This is a genomic window from Fibrella aquatica (assembly GCF_041321135.1).
Classification (GTDB): domain Bacteria; phylum Bacteroidota; class Bacteroidia; order Cytophagales; family Spirosomataceae; genus Fibrella; species Fibrella aquatica.
The window spans coordinates 40,346-60,996 of sequence record NZ_JBGGWF010000009.1 but is presented as its reverse complement, the minus strand read 5'-3'; the positions used below and the strand labels follow the sequence as shown (position 1 = coordinate 60,996).

Here is a 20,651-nt window from a genome sequence, read left to right as displayed (position 1 = left end):
TTTATCTGGAAATAGTAGGGAACGGGATGCGCTACCTCAGGTGTCGTATTGCCTCCAACGTCATGTAGCTACAACTGACAAATACGTTTTTCTTACAGGCAGGTACGTATTTTGGCAAAGCGTTCTGATAGCGTTCTTTGCAAACTCATCCATTACTCATCAGACAGACTGTGCGCTACCTCTTTCTTTTATTCTGGTTATTTGTTGATGTCCACCTGGCACTCGCTCATCAGGGAAGTTTAGTTGGGACCGTTACTGATGAGGCTACCGGACTACCTATCCGGGGCGTAAACGTTCAACTGTGGGGTATAGGCAGGGCAACCGTCACCAACGAATTGGGCCAGTATCGCTTCACCAATCTACCCGCCGCGCCATACCGGATCGAATTAACGTACCTGGGCTATGCACCTATTAGCGTGAAGGCCACTGTTGACCACGACCGCGTTACAGCCATACAAATCAAGATGCAACCCGCCACTGTTCAGCTTGGCGAAATAACGGTATCGGCAGCGCGGGCACACGATCAGCAGTTGATCAGCAGCCTGGATATCAAGGTTCGGCCCATTACCAACTCGCAGGAAATTTTGCGCCTCGTACCGGGCCTCTTCATTGGGCAACATGCGGGTGGAGGAAAAGCTGAACAGATTTTTCTGCGCGGTTTCGATCTCGATCACGGCACCGATATTCGCCTGACGGTAGATGGTATGCCGGTAAACATGGTGTCGCACGCCCATGGACAAGGCTACGCCGATCTCCACTTCGTAATTCCCGAACTGGTTGAGGGTGTTGATTTCAAAAAAGGCACCTATCAGGCCGATAAAGGAAATCTGGCCACAGCAGGCTGGGTCGACTTTCGTACGCGCACCGTTCTCGACCGGTCATTTGCTAAACTCGAAGTGGGGCAGTACGGCACCTACCGGGCCGTGGCGGGCGTTGACCTGCTGGGCAAACAAGCCAGAGCCAAAAACCAATCGGCTTACATCGGTTCAGAATATTCGTATTCAGATTCGTACTTCGATAATCCACAACGGTTCAACCGGCTCAACGTTCTGGGAAAATACCACGGCCATCTGTCGCCCAATACCGAGCTAACCGTAACAGGGTCAACATTCTGGAGCAAATGGAACCACTCGGGCCAGATTCCTGATCGGGCTGTTGAATCGGGGCTGACCGGCTTCTTTGGATCCGTTGACCCTACCGAAGGCGGCGAAACAAGCCGTACTAACGCCAATGTGCAACTGGTGACCGTTACGCCCCGCAATCACGTCATCAAACAGCAGTTGTTCTACAGCAACTACAAGTTTGAACTGTATTCCAACTTTACATTTTTCAAGGAAGACACGGTGAACGGCGATCAGATTCGGCAGAAAGAGCGGCGTAATCTGTTTGGCTACAACGGCAGTTATTCTACGCAAACAACAGTGGGTAAAAGCCAGTGGACTACTACGCTGGGTGCGCAGTACCGGCAGGATATGACGAAGGAAACCGAACTGTCGCGCACCCGAAACCGGGTCGAAACACTCAATCGGCTTCAGTACGGGAATATCAATGAACTGAACGCCGCCCTCTACGCCGATGAACTGATTCAGCTGTCGGACCGGGTCACGGTCAATGCCGGGGTACGTTACGATTTTTTCCGAAGTCAGTACGCCGACTTGCTGACAGCAACAACAGGTCACGCCACACAGGGTATTTTTTCACCTAAACTAAACGTCTATTACACGGTGAACCCTTCCTGGCAAATCTATCTGAACACGGGCCGGGGTTTCCACTCGAATGATGCGCGGGTGGTGGTGGCCCAACAGGGACCGCTCCGGCGTACCGGCGAAATTTTACCTGCCGCCTACGGCTCTGATCTAGGCGTCATTATGAAGCCATTTCCCAAATTGCTGATCAATGCCGCCGCCTGGTATTTGTGGCTGGAACAGGAGTTCGTCTATGTGGGCGACGAAGGTGTGGTTGAACCCAGCGGCCGCTCGCGCCGGATGGGCATCGACCTGTCAGCGCGGTATCAACTTACCCGGCACCTCTACGCCGACCTGGATTTGAACACGGCCAAACCCCGCGCTATTGGTCTGGAAGCAGGCCAGAACTACCTGCCACTAGCCCCCGTATTCACGTCGACCGGCGGCTTATCGCTACAAACCAATTCGGGGCTGAGCGGCTCGCTACGTTACCGGTACATAGCCGACCGACCTGCCAACGAAGACAATTCTATTGTAGCGGCGGGCTATTTTGTCAACGACCTGCAACTCAACTACGGCAAAAAGAACTACACGCTGGGCCTATCGGTGCAAAATCTGTTCGATGTTCGCTGGAAAGAAACGCAGTTTGCCACCGAAAGCCGCCTACAGGGCGAAGCAACTCCGATCAACGAAATTCACTTTACCCCAGGCACCCCATTTTTCGCCCGTCTGAGCTGGACTTATTTCTGGTAGCAACCGGCACTTACAACTTGTCAGGCAGCCACGGCAACAAAGGCTTGCGCGAGTTCCTGTAACTGTTGGTGGGCCTCAGACAGACCCGTCAGAAAGTCGTTTTGGGCGGCTGATGTCTCGCCCAACTCAGGTGCCAACTCACGGTAATAAGAAATACCTTCGTCCAGATTTCGGCAGAAGGTAGTCATGGCATTCACCCGTTTCCGATCGGTAAAATCCAGATCAGCGAGTTGTTCGGTCAGGTAATTCAGGTACTGCGTCAGTTCGTTCAAAAACACATGCGGGCGTTTCTGCCCACTCAGCAAATCGGTACGCCCGTAGATGTGGTCGATCATTTGTTGCAACGATGCGATTTGAGAGAAATAGGCGATGTTGGGGCCGGGGCAGATGGTGACAGCGTGCAGTTTTTTCAGAAACGGCACCCCGTATACAAGCGATACCGCGTTGCTCAGGCCCACGCATAAACACTCTTTTTCCAGCACCTCCGATTCCTGCTTCGTGTAATCGGCAACGGGCAAATTCAGGGCTTTAAGCTGCGCCAGTTTTAGCTTCTGGTATTGGTGCGAGGCCGTACAGATGGGCTCGGTGGTAAATTCCGTATTCGTTACCAGGTGCTTTTCGGTGCACGGGCTACCCGCTACCCCTCTGGTAATTCGGTCCAGCTTTTCTCTTTCAGCCGTGGTGCCTTTCAGGTAATAAAACCGCACGCCCAGCGGCGAGGCTTTGCTCAACACCACATCACGCTGACCGGCTTTCTGCAACTTGCCCAGCGTATCGGCATCAACGGTGGTGGCTTCCGGCACCAGCAGAAAAGGCGTTCCCCAACCAGTGCTTACCGCGTTATAATGGCGACGCAAAAAATTGTCTTCCGTATGCGTACCAATACCGCCCTGTACGGTTAAACTAATAGGGTGTGGCTCCGCAAATTCAGGCTTTCCTTTCTGGCGTAACGCATTGGTATATAAACTAAAAAGAGACTCTATCAGCTCATCTTTCTTCTGTTTGAATTCCTCCAGAATAGGCCCCATCAGGTAGCCATCTGTCGCAAAAGCGTGGCCTCCGCAATTCAGTCCCGATTCAACCCTGAACTCGCTCACCCAAACGCCTTTCTTCGCCAAGTATTTGCCCTGAATTAGTGCTGACCGGTAGTCGCTGACTTTGATAACGACTTTCTTATCGAACTCACCGGGCCCTTTGGCATCAAACTCCGGGCAACCTTCCAGGACATTGAACAACCGCGGATTAAGTCCCGCCGAAAAAATAATGGACGAATTGGTTAACGTACTGTTTGCGTAGCCCCTTAACGCGGCTACCGCATCAGAATCGAGAGCACCTCCTTGTTTGTCTAGGTTGTTTTTATCCACCTTCGTCATGATGTTGACGTCGATGCTCCCGGCCTGAATCTGGCTTCGGAAAAGTTGCTCCAGACTGGCTTTTTCTACCGCACTGTCGGTGGCAACCATTCGCTGGTATAACTCTTTCAGCGCACTGCCGTCGGGCAGCATGTCGACGTACCTGACCAGTTCAGAACCGGCTTCAAGCGTAGCCTGCTTCACCTTCTCGATTTGTTCCTGAACCAGTCGATTCATCAAATTGAGGTAATCAGTTATACGGCGGGCCCGAAAATCGGTTTCTGATGACAGTATGGGTACGTATGGCTCGTTGGCCACCCGGTAATAATGCGAACGCATCGATTCGATAAGCCGGTCTTCAACAATAGAAATAACCGAGTTGATGCCGAAGCGGGCCACTTTAAGCGGCGTATCTATGGTGTAGGCCAGCCCCATGACTGGAATATGAAAACTGTGAACCGGGATGTTCATGCAGAGAAACTGATTAAAGAGGAATGCAAAGAGGCCTACTACGACAACCGTTGTAGTAGGCCTCTTCCTGTGTATAAAGATAGCGGCGCCTCTTTGGCCAGTTCCTGACAACTGAATGACGTTCAGTTGACTTTAATCATACAGCGCTGAATGAGCATGCCGTGAGTTAAGCACACTCGCGATCCCAACATGTTGATAGTGCAATAAAAGATTTGCTTACGCGTGGCCCTTCGACTCCGCTCAGGGTGACATCAATCATCCAGGTATTTAGCTAGCATACTCTATTTTCCTATCACCCTGAGCGGAGTCGAAGGGCCACGCGTAAGCAAATTTTTTATTCACTAAGGTTTCGCGTGGCGCATTTCGAGGCCAACGGACGTGCGGGGTTTGAAGCCAGTCCAGGGTCCACCCGCGTCTGTCTCAGGTACGTTCAGGTACTTAGCGTAATCGAGTTTTTTTAGATGGATACCCAGAAAAGCCGTTACAAAATGCTGGTTGATGTTATTAATCCGGCGCTCATTCCAGGCGGGCTCGGCATAGTGATCATAGTCGTCGGCGGGCGCACCGGGCAACAGCGATGCCGCCGGAGGTGGATTAGGCGCCACGTTATGCCGGGCATTCACGTAGGTTAGCATATAACGGTCGGCATTTACGGCTCCCTCGTAAATGGCTTTTATGCCTTTTTCATACCCCGAGATATCGTCTTTGCTACCCGCTACAAAAAGGGTTGGCAGGGTTAGGCCCGCCAGCCCGGTGGCGTCCCAAACGCCATTGACCATCCCCCAGGGCGCAAACGCAACCACAGCCTTAATTCGGGGATCGAGCGTGCTTTTATAGGTCGGAGATGCCATGGTGCGAGGTTCGAGCGCCGTGCTGCCACCGGTTGCTTTGCCAAAAAGGGTCATGGCCTGCTGACTGAAACCGGCACCCGTTACATTGAGCACCCCATAACCACCCATCGAATAGCCAATCAGAGCTGTGTTGTCGGCGTTGAGCAAACCAGCCAAAAAGCCACCGCTATTTTTTGCACCCATCCTGGCCATTTCATTCAACACAAACAGGTCATCGAGAGGCCGATTAAGCAGTGTACTTGGAAAGGCTGCCAGATCACGGTAGGTCGATTCGGCATGATCAATGGCGACTACTACGTAGCCTTTCGAGGCCAGATTTTCGGTCAGGTACGTAAGCAATAGCCGCGAGCCGGGGTAGCCGTGTGAAACAATCACTAACGGGTAGGCTCCTCCTGTATTGTCTGGCGCAGCATCGCGGCTGGCCCGGCCGGGAAAAGTGAACGGAACAATAGGACGTTTAGGGTCATTGGAGCGGCCAAATACTGACTCGTATTGTATGACCGCCGATTTATTGGTTGCTACACGGGCCGGGTACCATACTTCAAGGGTAAGTGAACGGTCGTAGAGCGGATGTTTTCCATCTTTCGTATGCAGCACGTCGACTTGCCCTTTGTGCACAACGGTCATGGTTCGTACACCCACGTTATACGTTCCCCGCGCCGTCAGATCGGGTGCGTTGGGTAGCGGGTCACCAGTCACAAAAGCCTCGCCGGAGGATTGACCTACCGCCTGAAAGGTCATCGTCAGGGCTACAAATAAAGGTAACAGGCAGAAAACAGCGTTGATTCTCACGGTTATCAGGAATAGGAGTTCAGATTTCCCGTAAAGCTATCTGATTCATCCCGAATCAGCAGCTATGAAAACGTGGCCAGTTCATCGGCCAGAAACTGCTGGAAACGTACCTGAAGCGCCTGATACCGGGTGAGGTACTTTTCTCCTTCGGGCGTCACCACCGCGCCACCGCCTGTTGAGCCACCAGTCTGCGTAACAACCAACGGTACATCGGCCAGTTTATTCATCGACTGCACCAGTTCCCACGCCCGTTTATACGACATTTTCATGGCCTTAGCCGCTTTGTTAATCGAGCCCGTCTGCTGAATATGGCCCATCAGTTCCATCCGACCAATACCTAAAAATCGCTCCGTCTCGCCTCCAGACGTAGTTTCGAGCCAGATACGGCCGTTGATGCGGAGGTCTTTCATAGTGAAACGTCGTTTGTTGTCATTGCGCAATGACCGCGAAGCTAATAACGTTTCTTTATTCCCGGCGCTTCCGGCGCTCTTCCCGGCGCGACTGTTTACCGGCTTTAACCGATTTTTTAGCTTCCAGGTATTGCGCCGATTTTTTGTCAGCGTTGTCTAATACTTCGGTGTAATAGGCCCGCGCCTGATCGTAGTTCTTTTCTCCGTCGGCAATTCGGCCCAGCCCCAGTAGCGACGACCAGTAATAACCCGCATTTTTCGAGTTTGTCGCCAGCGCATAATCGATCGATTGCTGGTAATACTTTTTGGCTTCGCCTGTATTTCGGTAGTAGTTCTGGTTGATATACGCCAGAATATAGGCTGCTGTTCGTCCGCTTACACCTTCATATCCATTCTTACCGGCAGCAATCTTGGTCAGTATATTCTTAGACGCATTCTCCGCCTCTGTGAGTTTCCCTTTCACAAACGCCGACCGGGCATAATACCGCTCAAAGAACGGATTATCAGGATATTGCTCCGTCATGAATTTCGACATATCGTAGGCTTTATCGTACTGATTTTCCATGCTGTATATCTGTAGCAGGAAATAGCGCGCCTCTACTCGGGTGTAGAATGCATTGTTAGCCGTTTTCTCCAGTTCCCTAATTCCCTGCTCTTTATTCCCTTTTGGAAAGAACATCAAAATCGGCTTTAACAACGAATAGTTTTCGGGAATCCACTTGGCGTAATAGTTATACAGGCCATCGCCAAACATGAGTTCAGGTTTTAACTCGCCGTTTCCCTTGCACATGTCGAAATATTTCAGCGCGTTTTTACCGGCAAACGTAGCTTTGGTCCACTTCTTTCGTTCCGAATAAATGCGGCCTTTGAACGAATAAGCAGCAGCTAAGAAAAAGGAAGCTTCAAGCTTGTTTTCGCTTTTTTCGTACAGATTTTCCGCCAGTGTAATGGTAGTGTCCATCAAGGCAAGGCAGCGGTCATCATACACCTCAACGTCGGTGTTTGGCACAATTTTCCACCACTCGGCCATACCCATCAGGAAGTAAGGCATCGGATGGCTGGGATACCGAAGTCGTAACCAGCGAAATTCCCGATCTGCCTCCGCAAACTTAAAATTATACATGCTATTGATCGCCTCCGCCGATTCGATCTGCACGCCGGGATGGTGCAAAAGCCCATCGTATTTTTTGTCGAAATCGGCCGATGAATACAGCTGTGCCTGGGCAACCGAGGCCACCAGCAGCAAAAACGAAACGAGTATTACCTGAATACGTAAGAACATAGTGAAAATAGTCTCTGGCAAAACCGCGACGTAGTGCCGCCGGAGGTTGCGCCTATACAACGTTTGCACAGGCATATCCGTTTAACACGCGTCCAATTTCTACCGTACCTTTGATTGATGCTGACTGTACTCGACAAAACGTTTGTGCCATTTATTGGCCGCGATACGCTTCAGAACCGTATTTCTGAACTGGCCGACCAAATCAACCGCGACTATGCCGGCCGTTGTCCCCTGGTTGTAGGCGTCCTGAACGGGGCCGTGCTATTTACCGCCGACCTGCTCAAGAACCTGACTATCGACTGTGAAATCACCTTTATTCGGGTAGCTTCCTACGAACAAACGGCGTCGACAGGCAAAATAAAGGAGATTCTGGGCCTGACCGAAGTCATCACTGGCCGCGACCTGATTGTGATTGAAGACATTGTGGATACAGGAATGACCATTGCGCACGTTTGCCAGCAACTGGCCGAAAAGAATCCCGCCTCCATCGCCATCGCCACGCTGCTTTTCAAACCCACCGCCCTGAAAACACCAGTCGATCTGGCCTACGTTGGTTTCGAAATCGCCAATGAATTCGTTGTCGGCTACGGCCTCGACTACGACGGTCTTGGCCGGAACACGAAAGATATTTTTGTATTGAAAGAATCGTAAAGACCCTCACCCCCAACCCCTCTCCCACATTGGGAGAGGGGAGCCGCTTTAGCGTAGCTCTGCTATTCAGTGGAGCTATTTCGCAGTAGCCCTGCTAGCCAGTGTCAGCGAAGCTACTGTAGTGCGGCTCCCCTCTCCCGTAGGGGGAGAGGGGCTGGGGGTGAGGGGTAAGCCTATGCCTGCTCCACGTTACTATCCGCTCCTGATTCTGGCCCTGGGTGCCTTTTTTTTCCTTCCTTTTCTTGGCCGCGTTCACCTGTTCGACTGGGACGAGATCAACTTTGCGGAGTCGGCCAGGGAGATGCTGGTAACAGGTAATTATAGCCGTGTACAGATCAATTTTGAGCCGTTCTGGGAAAAACCGCCTCTTTTTTTCTGGCTTCAGGCTACGGCCATGAGCTGGCTTGGCGTGGGTGAATATGCGGCCCGGCTACCTAACGCACTCATCGGCATTGTTACCTTGCTGACTTTCTTTTTCGTGGGAAAACGGTTGCATGGTTCTCAATTTGGTATGCTGTGGGCGTTGGGTTATCTGGGCGCACTGACCCCGCATCTTTATTTCAAAACCGGCATCATCGACCCCACCTTCAACCTGTTCATCTTTCTTGGCGTATGCTATGTCTACGAAGCCGTTCAGAAATATGGAAAACAGGGTGCATTGCCATCAGTAGCCATCGCGGGTTTATTTGTGGGACTTGCCGTGCTCACGAAAGGACCTGTAGGCGCTTTATTGGCAGGTTTAACGTTCGCCATTGTCTGGGCCATTACCCGTTTCAGACCGCTATTACGTTTATCTCATGCGTTGTTGGCGATCGTAGCAGCTCTTGGTATAGCATCGCTTTGGTTCGGTCTGGAAATTATCCGCAACGGCCCCTGGTTTCTGGAAGAATTTATCACCTACCAAATTCGCCTTTTCAGCACACCCGATGCCGGCCACGGTCAACCGTTCTACTACCATTTTGTGGTAGTACTGGTAGGTTGCTTTCCCCTTTCCATCTTCGCCATTCGCTACCTGACTGCCAACCGCGACCCACGCGATTTTCGGTTGTGGATGGTGGTGCTGTTCTGGGTGGTAATGATCCTGTTTTCGATCGTAAAAACCAAGATCGTGCATTACTCCAGCATGGCCTGGTTCCCGGTGTCATACCTGTCCGCCCGACACATACACGACCTGCTGACGGGTCGCGCAATGTGGCCACGCTGGCTCACCGCCGCGTTGCTGGTTGTGGGTGGTCTACTAGGCTTGCTACTCACACTCCTGCCGGTAGTAGGGCAGTTCAAAACCACGCTCATTCCTTACATTAAAGACCCGTTTGCCGTGGCCAATCTACAGGCAAATGTGAATTGGGGCGGTTGGGAATGGATTATCGGAGCAACGTACCTGGCTGTGTTAGCAACCGCTATCATGAAACTGGCTAATGTGGTGCAACGTCGGCAGTTGTCGCACAACAACGGCTTGCCAGGTTCGGTCTGGACACTGTTTATGGCTACAGCCGTTTGTTTATGGCTTTATCTAAGCCTTGTTGTCCCGAATATTGAAGAGTACGTGCAGGGAACAGTGGTGCGTTTCTATGAATCGAAACAGGGGCAGGATGTATACGCTGAGCCCATCGGTTACAAGAGTTATGCTCAGCTATTCTATTTCCGCAAACAGCCACCGGTAAACCCACGCACGAAAGAGGAAGCCTATCTCATCGAAGGCCCTGTTGACAAGCCAACGTACCTGATCACCAAAATCACCATTGCCGATCGCTACCGTTCGCACCCGAATTTACGGCTGGTGAAAGAAGAAAATGGCTACGTCATTTTCGAGCGGAAGTAATCGTGTAACTCAAAATGCGCCGTTACCTGACGAACTCAAAACGGTTACGTCAGCAGCTCAATAATGGCTTTATGCTGTGGAAACAGCGTCAGCATATCCGCTTGGTTAGCCAGTTCAAACTCGGCGAAGTTGAAGGCAGGAGCTACGGTGCAGCCTACCAGCGAAAAAGGCGGCTCGTCGGCCAGACCAACCGGTTTCGAGCCAAACCAGTAACCCGCCGGTACAACCGCCTGGAAAACTTCGCCCCGCTCCGGATTACTACCAAGTCGAATAACAGACAACGTACCTGAACCGGGTTCGATCATATACACGTGTAGTGGCCCACCCGCGTAGAAATGCCAGACTTCATCGCTTTGAATCCGGTGCAGGGCCGAGCGATGGTGATTTTCCAACAGGAAGTAAATAGCGGTACTATAAGGCCGGTCGCCGCCAAACCGATCAGGCAATGCAGCCTTCGAAATGTGCTCCGCCGCCTCATACGTTTGCACATAGAAACCGCCCTCAGGATGCGCCTCCATCCCAAACGCCGCGATATACCCCGATGCTGTCATGGTCAGTTGTCAGTAAACAGTTATCAGTTATCAGCGCTGCGGGATGAAAGTAAAGTTGCAGCGCTGATAACTGTTAACTGTTAACTGTTTACTGTCTCGCTTTAACGATGGTGACGAAATCGCGGGATTTTAGGGAAGCGCCGCCGATCAGTCCGCCATCTACGTCGGGCTGAGCAAAGATTTCTTCGGCGTTTTGCGCGTTGCAGCTACCACCATACAAGATGCTTGTATTCTGGGCCACCTCGTCGCCGTACTGACTAGCCAGGTGCTGACGCAATTCGTAGTGCATATCCTGCGCCTGAGCAGACGAAGCCGTTAAGCCCGTGCCGATAGCCCAGATGGGTTCGTACGCGATAACGATGTTGGCCATCTCTTCGGCCGATAGGTGGAATAAGCTCTCGGTGAGTTGATTCTTGACGAAGCCAACGTAATCACCATTCTCCCGCAAATCCTGCGATTCGCCGCAGCAGAAAATAGGCGTCAGGCCATTGGCCAGCGCAGTGTTTACTTTTTCGGCCAGTTGCGCGTTTGTTTCGGCAAAATACTGCCGACGCTCGCTGTGTCCCAGAATCACATACTGAACACCCACCGACTTCAGCATAGTGGCCGAGATTTCGCCGGTGTAGGCTCCTGATTCTTTCTCGTGGCAGTTTTGAGCACCTAAGGCCAGTTTATCTCCCGTCAAGTATGATTTATAGGTGGTCAGATAAAGCGCCGGAGGGCACAGTACCGCAATTACCTCGCCAGTTACCTCGGCGTTAATCATGTTTGTTACCTCCGAAACCAGGGCCAGACCCTCATCGGCGGTTTTGTTCATTTTCCAGTTACCAGCAACGATCTTCTTGCGCATGCGTCTTTTAACTTAGTATGTAAGGCTTAGAAAGCAGGCGAAATTACGGGTTTTCGATCGAATGCCGGAAACCTTTGTGAATCAGTCGCCTTAGTCTCAACTTTTTATAGATTTATAGAGTTTTTATGGTAATTTTCTGGTACAATACCTCAAAATCATGAAAGCGCTGTACCTATTACTTGGGTTACTTTTCGGCACCCTGTCGGCGTTTGCAACCGATAGTCCCAAAACCCCTGAAAAAGACCGTTTCGGCTATTATCTGAAAGGGAACCGCACCTCAGCGCGGATTCCCTTCGAACTCCATTCCAATCTGATTGTGGTCAAGCTACGGATCAACAATTCAGACACGCTCAACTTTATTCTGGATACCGGCGTAAGCAACACCATTGTTACCGATCCGCTGGCGCTGAAGAAACAACCCCTTAAACTGACTCGCAAAATAAAACTGAGTGGTGCCGGTGAAGGAGGTAACCTATCGGCCATCGTTGCCATCGACAACGAACTGTCAATGGGGGTGATGCACGCGTCGCATCAAAACATGGTTGTTCTGGAAGATGATATTCTACAACTCTCCGAATACGTCGGTATACCCATTCATGGCATCTTTGGCTACGACCTCTTCAATAGCTTCGTCGTGAACATTGACTTTCGCAACCGGGAGCTGACGCTGACACAACCTAAAAAGTACAAGTACAAAGCGCGGCACGGCGACCGCTATCCTATCATCATTCAGAACGCCAAGCCTTACCTGGACGTTACTGCCCTCCTTTCCGATCAGCGAACGGTGCCGCTACGCGTAGTTCTCGACACCGGTGCCGGTCATGCCTTGATGCTCGATGGACAGTCGGAAATCTGTGCACTACCCCGTCCCGAAAAGCTGTTGCGGGCGCAATTAGGCCGGGGTTTAAACGGCGTCATCAATGGTAGCTTGGGGCGTATTGAAGGGCTTAGGTTGGGGCGGCATAAACTGCACAACGTCATTGCCTCGTTTCCCGATAGTTCGTCGTTCGGTATGCGGATAGTGAACACAACGGACCGGCAGGGCAACGTGGGCTGCGAACTGCTACGTCGGTTTCAGGTTACTTTCAATTACCCTGAACAATATATTGTCTTGAAACCCGTACGCCGACTACTCCGCGAACAGTTCGAGCACGACATGAGCGGTCTGGAATTGAAAGCCAAAGGCGATCGGCTACGTACCTATTATATTGAAAAGATCAGGGTAGATTCGCCTGCCGATATGGCTGGTTTACAGGAAGACGACGAATTGATGTTTGTCAACAGCGAATTGGCGAGTACGCTAAGCATCAGCGATATTAACAAATCATTGCAACGTGGCGAGGGCAAAGAGATTACGCTGGTTGTACGCCGCAACGGGCAATACCTGGTTGTCAATTTCGCGCTGAAACGCATGATCTAAAAAAAGCCTCCTTCCGCTCGGGAAGGAGGCTAATACGGACGTTCACGCAGGATGTGCAACGGTCGACTACACCGACAAAGTGCCTTTTTTATAGGCATCGAGAAGGGTCGCTTCCAGACCTTTTTTATTGATCGTCTTGATGGCCGACGTCGAAACTTTTAACGTAATCCATTCGCCCGTCGATTCAACAAAGAATCGCTTCTTTTGAAGGTTCGGGAAGAATTTACGTTTCGTTCTATTGTTGGCGTGCGATACGTTGTTACCAACCTGCGTCCGCTTTCCTGTAATTTGACAAACTCTGGCCATGACTGTACTCGTTTTCCGTATGAGGGTGCAAAATTGGCGAAATCCCTGTGAATGTGCAAATTATTTTTCTTTTCTGTACCCATAAGGGCAATGCCGGCATCCGCTTTTGCAACAATAACCCCGTTTCTGGTGGTAAGCAGCTGTGAATACAACAAATCCTTCCTTCGTGTAATAGTAATCGTCGTCGGCCAGGCCGGGGAGCTTTCGTTTCCTTGGTTGGTTATCAGCCATGGTGTTCAGGTATGTATCTTTACGGTAGACTCCTCAGAGCAACAGCCTGTTGACTCGAATGGTTTTGACGTATAGCCAGACACCAATCTAAAAATTTAAGTAAACGCTCCGATGCTTCTATCTACCCCGCCCTCCCCTGCCGAACAGGCTATTCACCTTGAAGATCAATACGGAGCCCATAATTACCACCCGCTGCCGGTAGTGCTCACGCGGGGCGAAGGTGTGTTTGTCTGGGATCTGGACAACAAACGCTACTACGATTTTTTATCTGCTTATAGTGCTGTAAGTCAGGGTCATTGCCACCCGCACATTATCGGTGCACTAACCCAACAGGCACAACGCTTAACGCTTACATCGCGGGCATTCCACAATGATCAGTTGGGGAAGTGCGAAAAATACCTCTGCGATTATTTTGGCTTCGACAAAGTGCTGATGATGAATTCGGGCGTAGAAGCGGGCGAAACGGCGCTGAAATTAACCCGCAAATGGGCTTACAAAGTCAAAGGTATCCCCCAGAACATGGCCAAAACGGTATTTGCCGAAGGTAATTTCTGGGGACGTACACTTGCTGCCATCTCTTCGTCAACCGATCCAAGCAGCACCAACGATTACGGACCGTTACTGCCCGGCTATGTGTTGGTTCCCTACAATGATTTGAACGCGCTGGAGGCCGCTTTTGCTGCTGACCCCAACATTGCTGGCTTTATGGTCGAACCCATTCAGGGTGAAGCGGGTGTGCTGGTGCCCAACGATGGTTACCTACGTGGGGTACGTGCCCTTTGCACAAAATATAACGTACTGTTCATTGCCGATGAAGTGCAGACCGGCATTGGACGAACGGGTCGCCGGATAGCCTGCGACCACGAAGAGGTAAAACCCGATATTCTGGTACTTGGCAAAGCCCTGTCGGGCGGCGTGTTGCCCGTTTCGGCCGTGTTGGCTTCCGACGAAATCATGCTCACCATCCGTCCCGGCGAGCATGGCAGCACGTTTGGTGGCAACCCACTGGGCTGTGCCGTGGCCGTGGCGGCTCTTGATGTGGTTCAAAATGAGCACCTGGCCGAAAACGCCGAAGCAATGGGCCAACTGTTTCGCAACCGCATGAATGCCCTCAGCGCCAAAACTGACCTTATCAAACTAGTACGTGGAAAAGGCCTGCTTAATGCCATTGTGATTCAGGAGCGCCCCGAGCTAGGCGATGAGACGGCCTGGGAACTGTGCCTGCGTCTGCGCGACAACGGTCTACTCTGCAAACCCACCCACGGCGACAAAATTCGCTTCGCTCCTCCCCTGGTCATCACCGAAGCCCAAATGAACGAAGCCTGCGATATTATTGAAAAAACGGTGCAAGGGTTTTAAGGAATTAGAAGCAAGAGGTGAGAAGCAAGAGACAAGATAGGTCTGTTGTGGGCAGAATCTTGTCTCTTGATTCTCACCTCTTGCTTCTAATTCCTTAGCACATCGTTCACGTAGTTTCCTTCTTCTTCCACTTCACCGTCGGCGTTAAGTAACGTACCCGGTCCCGAGCGTTTTCCGTTTCGGAACGTACCTACGAACTTATCGCCATCGGCAAAATAATAGGTGCCTTTACCGTGCGGATGGTCATAAGCGAACTGCCCGGCATAGCGGTCACCATTGGGATAGTAGTAGACACCGTAACCTGTTCGCAGGTTCATGAGCACACCGCCCTGATATTTTACCCGACCGTCTGGGTAAACCTGTGTAGCCATAGCTGGTACTACCGCATCGGAAGCCGTTGGCTTATTGTCAACGGCTGGCCGGGGGGCGGCGGCAACAACAGGCGGAGCCGGTCTACTGGGCGCTACTGTTTTCGTACGCGGATAAATGCCATCCGCTTCGGTCCAGCCTTTTCGGATGGCATCCAGACGAGTCGCGCGGCTGGGGTGCGAAGCTGAGGCCGACACACTTCCTAGTGCCCGGATTGCTACCAGCGACTCATCGAGGGTAGCCCCAAGCTGATGCAACACAAACCCCGAGAAACGATCGGCCTCCAGTTCTTTCTGGTGCGAATTGCCGCCCGGAGCCAGGGTATGCCCCTGCAAATGGTGACCAATTTCGTGAGCCATAATGCTGGTAGCCGACCAGTCGGTCTCCGTAGCATCCTGAAGTTGCTGCATGAAAGCGCCATCATAAACGATGAACCGCTGACCGTTCATAACAGCCGCAAAGCAGTTGCGTGTTTCAGGACATTCGAGCACCTTAAAATTCTGCATGAGGCCGATTGGCTTCAAGATGCGGTCAATCACGCGGGTAGCGTGACTGCTGGTAGTCTGCCCCTTGTATGTACATGGAACAGAGGGTGCGCTACCGCCTGTATAGTTGCAAATAAACGCCGGAGGAGGTGCGACAGAAGGTTGAGCAGATAGCGAAGCCGTCAGCAACGTACCTGCAAAAGCAGTTGTTAAAGAGCGTATGTTGTTCATCAGTGAGCGTATGGGTAAACGTCACTAATAAAACGATAAAGAGCAGCCCAACAGTATCTTTTAGTGGGCACGCGGATATTGATGGATACGCGGGTAATTAGTGGTACGCGGATTAAAGGGATTTAAAACGATAACCGCGGATTTTTGATTTAAGCGGATTGGTAGCCTGAAGCAGAGCCAATCCATTTAAATCCAAAAATCCGCGCAAATCCATTTAAAATCCCTTTAATCCGCGTACCCATCAAAATCCGCGTACTATACGCTAATCCGCGAGCAGCACTTTTTTGGTGACCCGCTGCGTACCCTGAATCAGGCTGAGGATGTACATACCCCGGTTATACTCTCGTACTGGAACACGAATCATGTTTTCGCCTTCGGTAACGGTGGTACGTTGTTGCATGACCGGATAAGCACCTACACTGGTTAGCTGTAGCGTTAGCTCACCGGCAGTTTGCGCGTAGTAACGTACCTGCAACTCGTCGCGGGCGGGAACCGGAAAGACCTGCACAGCCATATCGGGCGTAAAATCGCTTTCAGCATTGGTCACTGGCAGAGTCGCCGCCATACGAGCCGACCCACTGGCCGGATACAAAAACGCCTGCGGAATAATCTGCTGCCCCTGCCCCTGATAAGCCCATGATAATCTGGCCACAGCCCCGACTATGTTATCGAAATATTCCATCCGAATATCGTACCGTTGTCCGGCAATGAGGGCAACTGTTGGGCTATTGTTGGTTTTGGTGGCCCGACCGTTCCAGTCGTCAACGATGAGCTTACCGTTTACCCACAGTCGAACACCATCATCTGTAGACGTGCTAAACGTATAATTGCCTGTTACAGGCGCTTTTACTTTTCCGGTCCAGCGCACCGAGAAATAATCGGTATTGATGCCCGACGAAGGTGAACCGTTACCCCAATCGAAATCTACTGTCGCATCGGTACGGGTCATTACCGGATTACCCGATATTGTCGCATTGTTGAAATACTCGGCCCGCAAACCAGTACCGTCACTTGTCACCACTTCACCAACGTGTAAATAAGCTGACGAAGGAATTTGCTGCTTGTTCAGGCCCGGTCCGCCGTAGCTTACCGTCATGGCCTGGCCACCGCCACCCTGGAAATAAATAATGGTAATGGCATGTACACCCGCTTTTAAGCCAATGGTCCCCGATCGCTCCTGTTCGGCATGACCACCATCGTTGTTCACTACTTCGGTGTTGCCGATAAACAGCTTACTGCCATCATCAGAGTTGGTGTAGAAGGTATAAACCCCATCGGCTGGCACACTAACATAGCCCACATAGCGCAGGCCGTAGTTGTTGTCACGTGAACGGACGGTCAGATTAGGCAGGTTGTTAACGCCCGTTTTCTGAGCAATAAGCGAACCGAAGTTGGGCAACGTACCCCAGCTTCCTTCATAATATCCGTAGGTCAACCCGTTTATGGCATTGGCTGGATTTTCAGGGTCACGCAGGTTAACCGAAACAGGTGGTGGCGTAACCGTGCCTATGCGTTGGTAGGCCGAAGCGGGAATTTGTTGCTTGTTCAGGCCCGGTCCGCCGTAGCTTACCGTCATGGCCTGGCCACCGCCACCCTGGAAGTAAATAATGGTAATGGCATGTACACCCGCTTTTAAGCCAATGGTCCCCGATCGCTCCTGTTCGGCATGACCACCATCGTTGTTCACTACTTCGGTGTTGCCGATAAACAGCTTACTGCCATCATCAGAGTTAGTGTAAAAGGTATAAACCCCATCGGCTGGTACGCGTACGAAGCCTGTATACCGAAGCCCGTAATTTTCGGGCCGCGACCGAACGGTCAATTCGGGCAGCGCATTCGCACCCGTTTTCACCGGCGTTAGTGAACCGAAGTTGGGCAACGCACCCCAGCTTCCTTCGTAATAACTATAATCAAGCCCCGATACAGTGTTGTTCGGATTTTCAGGATCACGCAGGGTGACGGTCACTGGCGGCGGCGGCGGTGTATCAGAGGCCACTCGCCAAAGCGCGGAAGCAGGCAACGTTTGCTTGCCCACGCCCGGTCCACCGTAGCTCACCGTTAAGGCCTGACCACCCCCGCCCTGGTAGTATATAATGGTTATGGCATGACGGCCCGCCTTCAGGCCAATAGTGCCCGACCGCTCCTGCTCGCCGTGGCTACCGTCATTGTTCACCACTTCGGTGGCGCCAATAAACAGCTTGCTACCATCATCAGAATTGGTGTAGAACGAGTAGACACCATCGGTCGGTACACTGATATAGCCTGTGTACCGCAGTCCATAATTCTCCTCGCGCGACCGAACAGCAATATCGGGCTGACTACCGTTGCCTGTTCTCACCGGCGTAAGCGCACTGAAATTGGGTAAACTATTCCAGCTTCCTTCGTAATAGGCATAATCGAGACCCGATACTGCGTTGGCCGGATTTTCGGGGTCGCGCAGGGTGACAGGTATCGACGCTATTTCTTTAAACAAAACGATCGAAGAAAATGCCGCCACCGTCACCTGATCGGCATACGGATTATTGCGGGCATCGCGATACGTACCTGACAGAGAAACCTGAATGGGACTACCCGACGGATTACCGATGAATTTGAGTACATCGTCGGGGTTGCCGTTTGAATAAGTAATTGGGCTCTTCAGCGTGTTCTGATCTTTGCCATACCGGCTCCGCCAGGTTTCCAACGACAAATCGGCCCCAACCGTATTATTATAAACAGCTCTGATGGTGTACGTATCTTCAAAAGGGCGCGAATATACGTTGTTGTTCATTTGCCCGTAACTGCCCAAATCATTCTGCGCCGACTCGAACTTTACGTTGAATTGGTTGGGCAGCTTACTAACGAATATATTATTCTCAATCAGGTTATTACGTGGCTGACAACCACCGGCCGTAGTAACCGCAAGCTGCCCTTCGCCATTGTTGAAAGCCGTGTTGCCGGTCATGGTAATGTTGGATGACCCATGCAGGTAAAAACCCAATCCAACACAATTATAGACCGAGTTGTTAGCGACTTCGATGTTTGTTGTGCAATCGTCGAGGTAGATTCCGTTAGCACCCGAATACGCACCAGCCGGACTACCTTCAGGTGCTCCAATGCCGTTATAAACTACGTTCGACAAAATCCGGATACCACTCATGGGCTGCTGATTACCATTCCAGATATATAGACCGCTTCCATCACTTTTGGTGAGGCAAAAATTACTGATTCGGTTGCGTTGCAATGTAGTACTGCTGGCAAAATTCAGCGCGTTATAGCCGATGTTATCAAATACGTTGTTTTCGATCATCGTGTTTCCCGTGCTCGACGACATAAAACCAACATAGGTACCGTCACCGCTACGCCCACGCCCCGGAAAAAGAGCAATGCGCCGAACCGTATTGTTACGAAACGTGATGGCCTGGTAAGCAGCGATGTTAACTCCGTTGTTGTTGATGTCTTCAATTAGGTTGTTCTCTATCAAAACGGCATTGCCATTTCCGCGAACCAGTATACCATCTTCGCCCGCTTGCGTAATATCATTATCGGCGAAAACCAGATTAGACCCATTCGTAACCAACAGGTTAGTATTGATGGCCTGGGTTATGTGCAGGTTGCGAACCGTAACAAACGACACGGTAGTCAGATCAACAACTTCTGCATGGGCAGTAGCAGCAATCGACTGATCATTCGGATTATTTTGGTTGTCGAACAGCCGAATAGACTTATTCGATGGATTATAATACCACTCACCGTTTTGGTCGAGGGTAGCCGGGTGGTTTTGGATAAAGAAGCCCCACCTGTCGGTTATGTCGTACGTACCTGCACTGACCAGGTTTAGCGTGTTGCCGTTCTGGCCAGTAATACGCGCACAATTCAGAATCCACTGTACCGGCCGATACACAACCTCGCCGCCCACCCAATTGGCCGGAAAACCTTGTTGGCTGGTGAGCTGCGTTTTCCCTGAGTGCGACTGCACCGTCAAGTAACCCCGATTAGAAGCATCCAGATTGGGATAGCGGCCCAAGGGTAAGGCTGTATTATCGCGATAAACACCCGTTACAGCATCGCCGCAGGAAGGGCAACTTGCCTCCCAGATATTATTGCCCAGATTAGTCCAGTCAGTTACGGGAGTAGCGCCACTAAGCACGGGTTTGTTACCGTCTCCATATGCATCAACCACAATCGGTTGGCCCGACGTACCTGACCGGCGAATTCGTAATGTACCCCGAAACGTGTTGTTCCGCCGAAACAAGACCTGATCTCCTGGTTCGAGTTGAAGGGTATTGACCTTCGCGATGGTTTGAAACGGCGAATCGGCCGATCGACCTGTGTTACCATCGTTTCCTGAATTGGCCACATAGTAAGTGGTTTGCCCAAAGGCCGCTGATAGCCCGCTAGTCAGCAACAGGCACATGGAGGCGTGACGAACCAGAGTTCTGGCCCGTGAAATCACTATGTCTTTCAAATTACGGAGGGGTGAACAAGTAAAAGTTGAACAAACATACACAGAAGTAGGGCTATATAATCTATATGGTATATTCCTAACAGAAGTTACCTACCGGCACATTTATCAAACTTTGTACCAAAAAACGTTCAAAAAATATAATTATCACAACAATCTTTAGCCCAAAAAAGCACTTGTTGGACCATTTATAAGGAAAGTATTTACAGATGACTATACGACGGTATCACTTAGCCAACTTTTTCTATGGAGATTAAATTTTTGTTACATCCAGCATTTCGTTCGACTAAAAAAGGGTAACGCCCTCTGTGGTTGGTGTGCTGCATACACACCAAC

15 protein-coding genes are annotated in these 20,651 nt (G+C 51.1%); 5 read left to right on the top strand and 10 right to left on the bottom strand.

Annotated features, from left to right (window positions below):
- Positions 1-170: 170 nt before the first annotated feature.
- The gene (locus ACAW87_RS18800; RefSeq protein WP_370725183.1) at positions 171-2,438 is read left to right on the top strand and encodes a TonB-dependent receptor; all 2,268 of its coding nucleotides are present in this window, start codon (positions 171-173) and stop codon (positions 2,436-2,438) included.
- 20 nt (positions 2,439-2,458) lie between these two features.
- Here ACAW87_RS18800 and ACAW87_RS18795 read toward each other — a convergent pair whose 3' ends face one another.
- From ACAW87_RS18795 to ACAW87_RS18780, 4 genes are all read right to left on the bottom strand, one after another.
- Positions 2,459-4,261, bottom strand: coding sequence for a hypothetical protein (locus ACAW87_RS18795; RefSeq protein WP_370725182.1), 1,803 nt, complete (start codon positions 4,259-4,261; stop codon positions 2,459-2,461).
- A gap of 341 nt (positions 4,262-4,602) precedes the next feature.
- Positions 4,603-5,853 (bottom strand): alpha/beta hydrolase family protein, encoded by a 1,251-nt coding sequence (locus ACAW87_RS18790; protein WP_370725333.1) that lies wholly within the window; start codon positions 5,851-5,853, stop codon positions 4,603-4,605.
- Between the two features lie 113 nt (positions 5,854-5,966).
- Positions 5,967-6,314 carry a winged helix-turn-helix domain-containing protein gene (locus tag ACAW87_RS18785; RefSeq protein ID WP_370725181.1) on the bottom strand — a complete coding sequence of 116 codons (348 nt, stop codon included), beginning with the start codon at positions 6,312-6,314 and terminating at the stop codon, positions 5,967-5,969.
- Between the two features lie 55 nt (positions 6,315-6,369).
- Positions 6,370-7,596: a tetratricopeptide repeat protein gene (locus tag ACAW87_RS18780; RefSeq protein ID WP_370725180.1), complete on the bottom strand. Its 1,227-nt coding sequence runs from the start codon at positions 7,594-7,596 to the stop codon at positions 6,370-6,372.
- A gap of 117 nt (positions 7,597-7,713) precedes the next feature.
- On the opposite strand from ACAW87_RS18780, the gene hpt reads away from it, so the two are divergent.
- Both hpt and ACAW87_RS18770 read left to right on the top strand, forming a co-directional pair.
- Entirely contained in the window at positions 7,714-8,247 is a 534-nt protein-coding gene (hpt, locus tag ACAW87_RS18775) for a hypoxanthine phosphoribosyltransferase (protein ID WP_370725179.1), read from the top strand.
- Positions 8,248-8,422: 175 nt separating this feature from the next.
- Positions 8,423-10,069: an ArnT family glycosyltransferase gene (locus ACAW87_RS18770; RefSeq protein WP_370725178.1), complete on the top strand. Its 1,647-nt coding sequence runs from the start codon at positions 8,423-8,425 to the stop codon at positions 10,067-10,069.
- 44 nt (positions 10,070-10,113) lie between these two features.
- Here the strand turns inward: ACAW87_RS18770 and ACAW87_RS18765 are convergent, their stop codons facing one another.
- Together ACAW87_RS18765 and tpiA are read right to left on the bottom strand one after the other, a co-directional pair.
- On the bottom strand, positions 10,114-10,620 hold the full coding sequence (locus tag ACAW87_RS18765) for a cupin domain-containing protein (RefSeq protein WP_370725177.1): 507 nt from the start codon (positions 10,618-10,620) through the stop codon (positions 10,114-10,116).
- Between the two features lie 88 nt (positions 10,621-10,708).
- Positions 10,709-11,470 (bottom strand): triose-phosphate isomerase, encoded by a 762-nt coding sequence (gene tpiA / locus ACAW87_RS18760; protein ID WP_370725176.1) that lies wholly within the window; start codon positions 11,468-11,470, stop codon positions 10,709-10,711.
- 157 nt (positions 11,471-11,627) lie between these two features.
- Here tpiA and ACAW87_RS18755 point away from each other — a divergent pair, with 157 nt between their 5' ends.
- Positions 11,628-12,890 carry an aspartyl protease family protein gene (locus tag ACAW87_RS18755; RefSeq protein ID WP_370725175.1) on the top strand — a complete coding sequence of 421 codons (1,263 nt, stop codon included), beginning with the start codon at positions 11,628-11,630 and terminating at the stop codon, positions 12,888-12,890.
- Between the two features lie 66 nt (positions 12,891-12,956).
- On the opposite strand, the gene rpmB is transcribed toward ACAW87_RS18755, so the two are convergent.
- Positions 12,957-13,196 (bottom strand): 50S ribosomal protein L28, encoded by a 240-nt coding sequence (gene rpmB, locus ACAW87_RS18750; protein WP_085410917.1) that lies wholly within the window; start codon positions 13,194-13,196, stop codon positions 12,957-12,959.
- Between the two features lie 60 nt (positions 13,197-13,256).
- Positions 13,257-13,427, bottom strand: a complete 171-nt coding sequence (locus ACAW87_RS18745; RefSeq protein WP_370725174.1) for a C1orf53 family protein — start codon at positions 13,425-13,427, stop codon at positions 13,257-13,259.
- 111 nt (positions 13,428-13,538) lie between these two features.
- On the opposite strand from ACAW87_RS18745, the gene rocD reads away from it, so the two are divergent.
- The gene (gene rocD / locus ACAW87_RS18740; RefSeq protein ID WP_370725173.1) at positions 13,539-14,786 is read left to right on the top strand and encodes an ornithine--oxo-acid transaminase; all 1,248 of its coding nucleotides are present in this window, start codon (positions 13,539-13,541) and stop codon (positions 14,784-14,786) included.
- Positions 14,787-14,872: 86 nt separating this feature from the next.
- Here rocD and ACAW87_RS18735 read toward each other — a convergent pair whose 3' ends face one another.
- Entirely contained in the window at positions 14,873-15,871 is a 999-nt protein-coding gene (locus tag ACAW87_RS18735) for a hypothetical protein (protein WP_370725172.1), read from the bottom strand.
- A gap of 262 nt (positions 15,872-16,133) precedes the next feature.
- Entirely contained in the window at positions 16,134-20,318 is a 4,185-nt protein-coding gene (locus ACAW87_RS18730; protein ID WP_370725171.1) for a PA14 domain-containing protein, read from the bottom strand.
- Between the last annotated feature and the right edge of the window lie 333 nt (positions 20,319-20,651).

Coding starts and splice junctions, on each gene's coding strand:
- ACAW87_RS18795 (WP_370725182.1), bottom strand. CDS start 4,261: ATGAACATCCCGGTTCACAGTTTTCATATTCCAGTCATGGGGCTGGCC.
- ACAW87_RS18790 (WP_370725333.1), bottom strand. CDS start 5,853: ATGACCTTTCAGGCGGTAGGTCAATCCTCCGGCGAGGCTTTTGTGACT.
- ACAW87_RS18785 (WP_370725181.1), bottom strand. CDS start 6,314: ATGAAAGACCTCCGCATCAACGGCCGTATCTGGCTCGAAACTACGTCT.
- ACAW87_RS18780 (WP_370725180.1), bottom strand. CDS start 7,596: ATGTTCTTACGTATTCAGGTAATACTCGTTTCGTTTTTGCTGCTGGTG.
- hpt (WP_370725179.1), top strand. CDS start 7,714: ATGCTGACTGTACTCGACAAAACGTTTGTGCCATTTATTGGCCGCGAT.
- ACAW87_RS18770 (WP_370725178.1), top strand. CDS start 8,423: ATGCCTGCTCCACGTTACTATCCGCTCCTGATTCTGGCCCTGGGTGCC.
- ACAW87_RS18765 (WP_370725177.1), bottom strand. CDS start 10,620: ATGACAGCATCGGGGTATATCGCGGCGTTTGGGATGGAGGCGCATCCT.
- tpiA (WP_370725176.1), bottom strand. CDS start 11,470: ATGCGCAAGAAGATCGTTGCTGGTAACTGGAAAATGAACAAAACCGCC.
- ACAW87_RS18755 (WP_370725175.1), top strand. CDS start 11,628: ATGAAAGCGCTGTACCTATTACTTGGGTTACTTTTCGGCACCCTGTCG.
- rpmB (WP_085410917.1), bottom strand. CDS start 13,196: ATGGCCAGAGTTTGTCAAATTACAGGAAAGCGGACGCAGGTTGGTAAC.
- ACAW87_RS18745 (WP_370725174.1), bottom strand. CDS start 13,427: ATGGCTGATAACCAACCAAGGAAACGAAAGCTCCCCGGCCTGGCCGAC.
- rocD (WP_370725173.1), top strand. CDS start 13,539: ATGCTTCTATCTACCCCGCCCTCCCCTGCCGAACAGGCTATTCACCTT.
- ACAW87_RS18735 (WP_370725172.1), bottom strand. CDS start 15,871: ATGAACAACATACGCTCTTTAACAACTGCTTTTGCAGGTACGTTGCTG.